Source organism: Janthinobacterium leeuwenhoeki (genome assembly GCF_051380795.1).
Taxonomy (GTDB): domain Bacteria; phylum Pseudomonadota; class Gammaproteobacteria; order Burkholderiales; family Burkholderiaceae_D; genus Janthinobacterium.
The window spans coordinates 37,663-45,753 of the sequence record NZ_JBNYXT010000039.1 but is presented as its reverse complement, the minus strand read 5'-3'; the positions used below and the strand labels follow the sequence as shown (position 1 = coordinate 45,753).

Annotated in this window: 8 protein-coding genes; 2 read left to right on the top strand and 6 right to left on the bottom strand. The window is 63.7% G+C overall.

The annotated features are described in order from the left end of the window. Positions 1 to 173: 173 nt before the first annotated feature. The 3 genes from maiA to ACQ4WS_RS22370 all read right to left on the bottom strand — a co-directional run bounded on the left by maiA (position 174) and on the right by ACQ4WS_RS22370 (position 2,467). A complete protein-coding gene (gene maiA, locus ACQ4WS_RS22380) occupies positions 174 to 824 on the bottom strand; it encodes a maleylacetoacetate isomerase (protein ID WP_436479210.1) in 651 nt (216 codons plus the stop codon). Between the two features lie 14 nt (positions 825 to 838). Further along, entirely contained in the window at positions 839 to 1,867 is a 1,029-nt protein-coding gene (locus ACQ4WS_RS22375) for a fumarylacetoacetate hydrolase family protein (RefSeq protein ID WP_436479209.1), read from the bottom strand. A gap of 66 nt (positions 1,868 to 1,933) precedes the next feature. After that, complete coding sequence (locus ACQ4WS_RS22370) at positions 1,934 to 2,467, bottom strand: VOC family protein (RefSeq protein WP_436479208.1); 534 nt, start codon at positions 2,465 to 2,467, stop codon at positions 1,934 to 1,936. Positions 2,468 to 2,593: 126 nt separating this feature from the next. On the opposite strand from ACQ4WS_RS22370, the gene ACQ4WS_RS22365 reads away from it, so the two are divergent. Together ACQ4WS_RS22365 and ACQ4WS_RS22360 are read left to right on the top strand one after the other, a co-directional pair. Continuing rightward, positions 2,594 to 3,559 (top strand): LysR family transcriptional regulator, encoded by a 966-nt coding sequence (locus ACQ4WS_RS22365; RefSeq protein WP_436479207.1) that lies wholly within the window; start codon positions 2,594 to 2,596, stop codon positions 3,557 to 3,559. 61 nt (positions 3,560 to 3,620) lie between these two features. Continuing rightward, positions 3,621 to 4,247: a gamma-glutamylcyclotransferase gene (locus tag ACQ4WS_RS22360; RefSeq protein ID WP_436479212.1), complete on the top strand. Its 627-nt coding sequence runs from the start codon at positions 3,621 to 3,623 to the stop codon at positions 4,245 to 4,247. On the opposite strand, the gene ACQ4WS_RS22355 is transcribed toward ACQ4WS_RS22360, so the two are convergent. The 3 genes from ACQ4WS_RS22355 to ACQ4WS_RS22345 form a co-directional block, all read right to left on the bottom strand. Beyond that, positions 4,244 to 5,386: a PA0069 family radical SAM protein gene (locus tag ACQ4WS_RS22355; RefSeq protein ID WP_436479211.1), complete on the bottom strand. Its 1,143-nt coding sequence runs from the start codon at positions 5,384 to 5,386 to the stop codon at positions 4,244 to 4,246. The two genes, ACQ4WS_RS22360 and ACQ4WS_RS22355, sit on opposite strands and share 4 nt — an antisense overlap. 128 nt (positions 5,387 to 5,514) lie before the next feature. Continuing rightward, positions 5,515 to 6,198: a tRNA-uridine aminocarboxypropyltransferase gene (locus ACQ4WS_RS22350; RefSeq protein WP_436479206.1), complete on the bottom strand. Its 684-nt coding sequence runs from the start codon at positions 6,196 to 6,198 to the stop codon at positions 5,515 to 5,517. Between the two features lie 71 nt (positions 6,199 to 6,269). Further along, positions 6,270 to 8,039, bottom strand: a complete 1,770-nt coding sequence (locus ACQ4WS_RS22345) for a methyl-accepting chemotaxis protein (protein WP_436479205.1) — start codon at positions 8,037 to 8,039, stop codon at positions 6,270 to 6,272. Positions 8,040 to 8,091: the final 52 nt, after the last annotated feature.

The following is an 8,091-nucleotide window of genomic DNA, read 5'->3' as shown; positions in this document are numbered from 1 at the left end:
GGCTTCCTCCAGATCCGCAGTCGCCCGCGGCACCCTTGCCGTTCAGCTAACTCTTCCCCTTGTCGGGCGAGTAGAGGACTTGCACCTCCCAGTGAGTGCGCCCTGCCGGGCGCACCATAAAAAATCCCCGGTCTGTTGCCAGGCCGGGGACCGTTGAGTGCGCTACTTCAAGTCTATTCGGCGTCAGGCTGCTGCGACGGATGGGCAGCGGCAAACGCCGGTAAGCCGGCGCAATGCGCATGGATGCGCGCCACGCGCGGATACGGCGCCAGGTCGATGGCGAAGCGCTGCGCATTGAACACTTGCGGCACCAGGCAGCAGTCGGCCATCGTCGGGCTCTCGCCATGGCAGAACAGGCCCGTGCCGGCAGGGTCGCCCTGCGCCAGCAGCGCTTCCACGGCCGCCAGCCCCTCGGCCATCCAGTGGCGGTACCACTCTTGCTTGGCCTCGTCCGACAACCCCAGGGTGTTTTTCAGGTATTTCAAGACGCGCAGATTCGTCAGCGGATGCGCATCGCAGGCGATCGCCAGCGCCAGCGCGCGCACGCGGGCGCGTCCCAGCGCATCGGCCGGCAGCAAGGGCACGGCCGGCCGCGTCTCATCCAGATATTCGAGCATCGCCAGCGACTGCGTCAGGATGGCGCCGTCGTCATCGAGCGCCGGCACCAGGGCCGACGGATTGACGGCGCGGTAAGCCGGCAGCAGTTGCTGGCCGCCATCCTGCAGCAAATGCACGGGGATGCTGTCGTATGCGATGCCCTTCAGGTTAAGGGCGATGCGCACGCGGTAGGCGGCTGAACTGCGAAAATAGGTGTACAGCTTCATGGGGCGCCCTCCCCTCAGGCGCGTGCGGCGCCAGCGTACAGGGCCACGGTCTGCTCGATGCTGCCGAAGATGCTGGCGCCCGCCGCGTCGCGCATCTCGATGTGCACCGTGTCGCCGAACTTCAGGTAGGCCGTCTTCGGCGCGCCGTGTTCGATGGTTTCATACATGCGCACCTCGGCCAGGCAGCAATAGCCCACGCCGCCGTTCTCGATGCTGGAGCCGAACAGATTGCCCTGCTTGTTCGACACGGTGCCGGAACCGACGATGCTGCCGGCGCCCAGTTCCCGCGTCCTGGCCGCATGCGCCACCAGTTGCGCAAAATTGAAGGTCATGTCTTCGCCCGCATTCGGCTTGCCGAAAGGCTGGTCGTTCAGCTCCACCAGCAGCGGCAAATGCAGCTTGCTGTCCGCCCAATCCGCACCCAGTTCATCGGGCGTGACGGCGACGGGCGAAAACGCGCTGGCCGCCTTCGACTGGAAGAAGCCGAAACCCTTGGCCAGTTCGCCCGGGATCAGGTTACGCAGCGAGACATCGTTGACCAGCATGACCAAGCGAATCGCTTGTGCCGCCTCGTCCACGCTGGCGCCCATGGCCACGTCGCCCGTGATGACGGCCACTTCCGCTTCCAGGTCGACGCCCCACTCTTCGGACAGGGCGAAGATGGGGTCGCGCGGGCCAATAAAGCTGTCGGAGCCGCCCTGGTACATCAGCGGGTCCGTGTAGAACGAGGCCGGCACTTCCGCGTTGCGCGCCTTGCGCACCAGTTCCACGTGGTTGATGTAGGCGGAACCGTCGGCCCACTGGTAGGCGCGCGGCAGCGGCGAATGGCATAGCGCCGCATCAAACGGCTGCGCATCCGGCGCCTTGCCCCCGTTCAGGTCGGCGTAAGCACGTTCGAGCTTGGGCGCCACGGCGTTCCAGTTGTCGAGTGCCGCCTGCAGGGTGGGCGCGATGGCGGCCACGCGCTGGTACTGGCGCAGGTCGCGGCTGACGAGGATCAGGGCGCCGTCGCGGCTGCCGTTTTTCAGGGTTGCGAGTTTCATGGAGTGTGTTCCTTGTTTGGCGTAGTGTTCAGATGGTGTCAATCTGCAGTGTTCAATCTGCTGTGGTCACGCTTCGGCCGGCGCGTGCATCCAGGCCGCGTGCTTGGGCGCGCGGCGCGTCTGCGACCATTCCTCCAGCATTTCCCATTTGACGGCGTCCAGTTTGGCCATCATCTCCGGCGTGCCCACGTTGGCCGCCAGTTCCAGGCGGTGTCCATTCGGATCGAAGAAATAGATCGACTGGAAGATGGCGTGATTCACGGGGCCCAGCACCTCGATGCCGGCGGCCACCAGGCGCTCCTTGGCGGCCAGCAGTTCTTCCATGCTGCCCACTTCCAGCGCCAGGTGCTGCACCCAGGCCGGGGTATTGCGGTCGCGGTCCATCGGCGGCTGCGTCGGCAGTTCGAAGAAGGCCAGCACATTGCCCTGGCCCGCGTCGAGGAAGACATGCATGTACGGATCCGGCGCCTTGGTCGACGGCACCAGGTCTTCGGCGATGGCGAGGACGAAATGCATGTTCAGATGCTTGACATACCACTCGACGGTTTTCTTCGCGTCGATGCAGCGGTAGGCGACGTGGTGGATTTGCTTGATCTTCATGTGCTTGTCTCCAATGGATGGCGCCCGAGGCGCGATGGCTGGCGTGTTTTTCAGCTTTTCACCATTAGAATCGAGTTACAGCTATCATACAAACAATTTTTAACCATTGATTTATCGGATTATCTTATGAGTCCCAGCCTGCGGCAAATGCGCGCCTTCGTGGCGCTGGCCAAGACCGGCAGTTTTACCCTGGCCGCCGAATACCTGCACGTGACGCAGTCCGCCTTGAGCGGCTTGATCAAGGAAATGGAAAGCGTGCTGGGCGTGCGCGTGGTCGAGCGCAGCACGCGCAAGACGCAGCTGTCGGAAATCGGCCGCGAGCTGTATCCGCTGTTTGAAAAGATGATCGAGGACCTCGACGGCGCCATGGCCGGCATCGCCCAGCGCAAGGCCCTGAAAACAGGCATGGTGCGCATCGCCGCGCCGCAGATGATGGCCTGTACCCTGCTGCCGGAAGTGATCGCCGCCTACCGCCAGGCACACCCGGACGTGCAGCTGCGCCTGGTCGACTGCCCCGTGGAAAATGTCTCGGCGCGCGTCTTCAGCGGCGAAGTCGATTTCGGCATCGGTCCCGAACGCGATCCGACGGCGGAAATCGCCGCGCAAGTGCTGTTCGAAATGCCCTTCGTACTGGTCTTCCCCGAGCAGCACCCGCTGCAGCAGAAAGAGCGCGTCACCTGGGCCGACGTGGGCGACTACCCCTTCATCTCTCTGCAGGGCCAGTTCACGGAACGCCTGCTGCGCGACATGCACGGCGCGTTTCGCGAGCTGTCGCTCAATCCCTACAATGAAGTGACGTTCATGACGACGGCGCTGGCCATGGTCAGCGCCAACCTGGGCATCACGGTCTGCCTGCCGTACGCGGAACCGATGGTCAAACTTTATCAATTGCAGATGCGCGCCCTGCACGAGCCGGAGCTGACACGGCGCTTTTTCGTCTACACGAAGACGGGCCGTTCGCTGTCGCCGGCCGCCGAAAGCTTCATGGCCTTCCTGTTCCAGTTCGTCGAGACGCACGAGTGGAACGTGGGCGGAAACAACGGCGCACGCGACGCCCTGCCTGTCGGCGGCCCGGCTGGCGCCGCTTTATAATAGGGTACCGCCCCTTGCCGCTAACGCCATGACACAGCCTGACCAGAACACCCTGTCGCCCATCGACGCCGCCACCATCGCCATCAACCAGCGCATGAACAAATTCGACGGCCATGAGCAGGTCTGGCTGTTCGGCTACGGCTCGCTGATCTACAAGGCGGATTTTCCCTACATCGAACGGCGCCCCGCCAGCATCGAAGGCTGGACGCGGCGCTTCTGGCAAGGATCGCACGACCACCGGGGCACGCCCATGGCGCCGGGCCGGGTCGCCACCATCGTGCCGCAGGCGGGCGCCGTGTGCGACGGCATGGCTTACCTGATCACGCCCGAAGTCTTCGCCCACCTCGACCACCGCGAAAAGAACGGCTACCTGCGCCTGGCCACCGACATCAGCTTCGACGATGGCAGCAAGGTCGAAGGCCTGGTGTACATCGCCAACGAGGAAAACGCCGCCTTCCTCGGCGCCGCCCCGGAACTGGACATCGCGCGCCAGATCGCCCGTTCACACGGCCCCAGCGGCCAGAACAGCGAATACCTGTTGCACCTGGCCAGCGCCCTGCGCGAGCTGGGCAAGAGCGATCCGCATGTCTTCGCCATCGAGCAACATCTGGCGCAGCTCCAGATACATAGCCAGGACAGCGCCGCAGCGCCCCCCTGCGACATCCGCGCTGACGCTGGTTTAACCTAAAACAGATCCAGCTGCCCCGCGTTGCCATTTTTCACTTTTGCGCCCAGTGGTGGCACCACCAGTGGCCGCCTGAACTGCGTGCAATCGAGCTGCTTGAAACGGCCGCCCTTGCCATGCAAGCCCAGCCGGTGCACGGCTTTTTCAAAACGCTGGCGGATGAGGTCGGCCCACACGCCTTCGCCCCGCATGCGCGCGCCGAACGCGCTGTCGTAATCCTTGCCGCCGCGCATTTCGCGTACCCGGTTCATCACGCGCTGGGCCCGTTCCGGGAAATGCGCTTCCAGCCATTGCTGGAACAAGGGACTCACTTCCCACGGCAGGCGCAGCACCACGTAATGGGCGTGGATGGCGCCCGCGTCGCGCACGGCTTCGAGCAACTGCTCGATTTCCGGTTCCGTCACGAACGGGATGATGGGCGCGATGCTCACGCCCACGGGGATGCCCGCCTCGGTCAGGGTGCGGATGGTGCGCAGGCGCCGCGCCGGGGCGGCCGCGCGCGGTTCCAGCGTGCGCGCGATGGCCGGGTCGAGCGTGGTGACAGTGATGGCCACGGCGGCCAGGCGCCTGGCCGCCATCGGCGCCAGGATATCGATATCGCGCTCGATCAGCGACGATTTCGTGATCAGCGCCACGGGGTGGTCGCACTCATGCAGTACTTCCAGCACGCGCCGCGTCAGTTGCCGTTCGCGTTCGCACGGCTGATACGCATCGGTATTGACGCCCAGGGCGATCGGTTCGGGCACATACGATGGCTTGGCCAGTTCACGCCGCAAGAGTTCGGGGGCGTTCACCTTGGCGTAGATGCGGCTTTCGAAGTCCAGGCCCGGCGACAGGCCCAGATAGCTATGCGTGGGGCGGGCAAAGCAATAGATGCAACCATGTTCGCAGCCCCGGTAAGGATTGAGCGATACATTGAACGGCAAATCGGGCGAAGCGTTGCGCGTCAGGATGGTGCGCGCCTGCTCGTCGCTGACCTGCGTCTTCCAGCCCGGAGCTGCTGCCTCCCCCTCCGCCGCATCCAGGCCGCCCACGCTCCAGCCATCATCGAAACCGGCGCGCGCATGCGCTTCGTAGCGCCCTTGCAGGTTCGACACGGCGCCGCGCCCCTTGTGGGCCTTCAGCGATTGCGGCGGCAACATGGCTTGCCCGGCGAAGCTGTCATCGTGCTCTGGAATGATTGCTTTCATGAACGGCCCCATTAACTGTATATACATACAGTATACTATGCCGCTGTGCGGGCAAGATCAAGGGCTGGCGTGCTGCCGTTTCACGCTTTTTCAGCATGCGGCATGACATAACTCAACTGCTGCGCGACAAAGCCGTCAAATGCCGTGATCAGGGGAACAAAGCGAGGCGCGTCATGCTCCAACTGCATCAGGGCATAACATGTCGCTTCCAGGGTCGATAACTGGTCTGGCGCGTGCGCCTTGCGGATCAGGTAATGGGAAGCGGGCGTATCGCGCAGGGGCAGGCGCGGTAGCTGTTGCAACAGGGGATTCAGATACAGCATCTTGCGGCTCTTGCGCCAGGTAGCGTCCAGTACCACCAACCGCAAGCGGGCGGGATCGAGCAAGGTGGCGGAGTCGAGCGCTGGCGGCGGCGCGATGCCCAGCGAACGGTCGCCAGGCGTGTCCGGGTAGAGCAGCACGTTGTGCTTGTCGGCCAGCAATTCGGCGAGCGTCTCCGGGGCAAACTGCTCGCCCGTCAGCATGCGGCTGTTGGGCAGGCTCAGGTGCAGCAAGCGGGCGCTGCCCTTGGCGTTGTGGACTTCCAGCGGATGCTGCAGGATCAGCACTTCCACCGCATGGGCAACGGGGGCGATCCAGCGGCAGATGCAGCTGGTTTCGGCGCGCAGACAGCTTGGACAGCGCGCGCGTTTGGCGGTTTCAGTCGAGGAGGACGATGCAGCAGTATGGCTGGAGTTAGAACTGGAGTTACGGCGGGTGGTCATGGCGGAGCGCGTTCGCGGCTGTCTTCAAGCAGCGATTGTAGCGCCCGCGCCATGCCACGGGGAGTCTGCGCTTAAAACTCTTCCCATTCATCGGCACCGGATGCCACCGGCGTCTTCGGCGTGCGTGCGCGCCCCGCTTCTGCATGCGCCGCCTTGCCCGGCACGGGTGCAGTCACGGCTGGTGCCGGCGCGCGGTGTTTGGCAGGCTCGATGGCGGGCCGCGTGGCAGCTCGCATGGCAGCTTTTCCTGGTGCAGACGCCGTCACGGACGGACCAGCACTGGCCGAAACATAGTGCTGCGTTGCATCGAGCTTGAACAGGCCCACCACCTCGGCCAGCTTGGCCGCCTGTTCCTGCATGGATTCGGCCGCCGCGGCCGCTTCTTCCACCAGCGCCGCATTTTGCTGCGTCACCTGGTCCATCTGGCCGATGGCCTGGTTGACCTGTTCGATGCCGGCGCGCTGCTCATCGCTGGCGTCGGTGATCTGGTTCATGATCTGCGTCACATGGCTGATGCTTTGCACAATTTCATCCATGGTGCGGCCCGCCTTGTCCACCAGTTGCGAACCGGCCTCGACCTTTTGCACGGAGTCGTCGATCAAGCCCTTGATTTCCTTGGCCGCCGCGCTGGAACGCTGCGCCAGGTTGCGCACTTCAGAGGCCACGACGGCAAAACCACGGCCCTGTTCACCAGCCCGGGCCGCTTCCACGGCCGCGTTCAGGGCCAGGATATTCGTCTGGAAGGCGATGGCGTCGATGACGCTGATGATGTCGACAATCTTGCGCGATGAATCGTTGATCGAGCCCATGGTGCTGACCACTTCCGACACCACCACGCCACCCTTGCTGGCGATCTGCGACGCGTCGATGGCCAGCTGGTTGGCGCTGCGCGCATTGTCGGCGTTGAGTTTCACGGTGGAAGTCAGCTCTTCCATGGAAGACGCCGTCTCTTCCAGCGAACTGGCCTGCTCTTCCGTGCGCGACGACAAGTCCAGGTTGCCGGCGGCAATCTCACTCGACGCCGTGCTGATCGACTCCGTGCCGGCGCGCACCTGGCCGACGATACTGACCAGTTTATCGTTCATGTTTTTCAGCGCATGCATCAGCTGCCCCGTCTCATCGCGGCTTTCCACCACGATATGGCTGGTCAGGTCTCCAGCGGAAACGGCTTCCGCCACTTCGACGGCGCGCGTGATGGGACGCGTGATCGAACGCGTGATCCAGTACGCGCAGGCGATGCCCAGCAAGATGGCGGCCACGCCCAGCGAGATCAGCAGCAAACGGCCGTTTTCGTAGCGCGAACGGATCTGCGCGGCCGTTTCGTCGAGCAATCTGGCTTCCAGCACTTCCAGTTTCTTCAGCGCCGCCAGGTAGATGTCGCGCTTGACGGCCATGTCGCCTTCGTACAGCTGCTTGCCCAGCTCCAGGTCGCCCGCATTCTTGGCCTTGAACACATTCTTGCGCACGTCCGTGTAGGCCTTGCGCGTGCTCAGCACGTCCTGGTACAACGCTTGCTCTTCGGCGCTCAACTGGCTCTTGCCGATGTCGTTCTGGATCTCCGTGGCGCGTGCGGACGAGACCGCCATTTCCTGTTCAAACTGCTTCTGGTGTTCGGGATCGCTGACTTTCCAGGCGGCCGCCGTGCGCGCCGCGTTGACCTCGATGACCTTGGTCCATTCACCGATCAGGCGCTCATTGCGCACCTTGACGTTGACCAGCGCATCGGTTTCCTTGCTGGCGCTTTGCATCTGCACGATGCCCACCACGGTCAGGCTGGTCAACAGGAGCAGGACGGCGGCAAAACCGCCCCCCAGACGCACGCCGATTTTGAGGTTTTTCATTGCGTGATTCCAATCTGAAAGAAACAATGCACAGACGCCACGAAACCAAGCT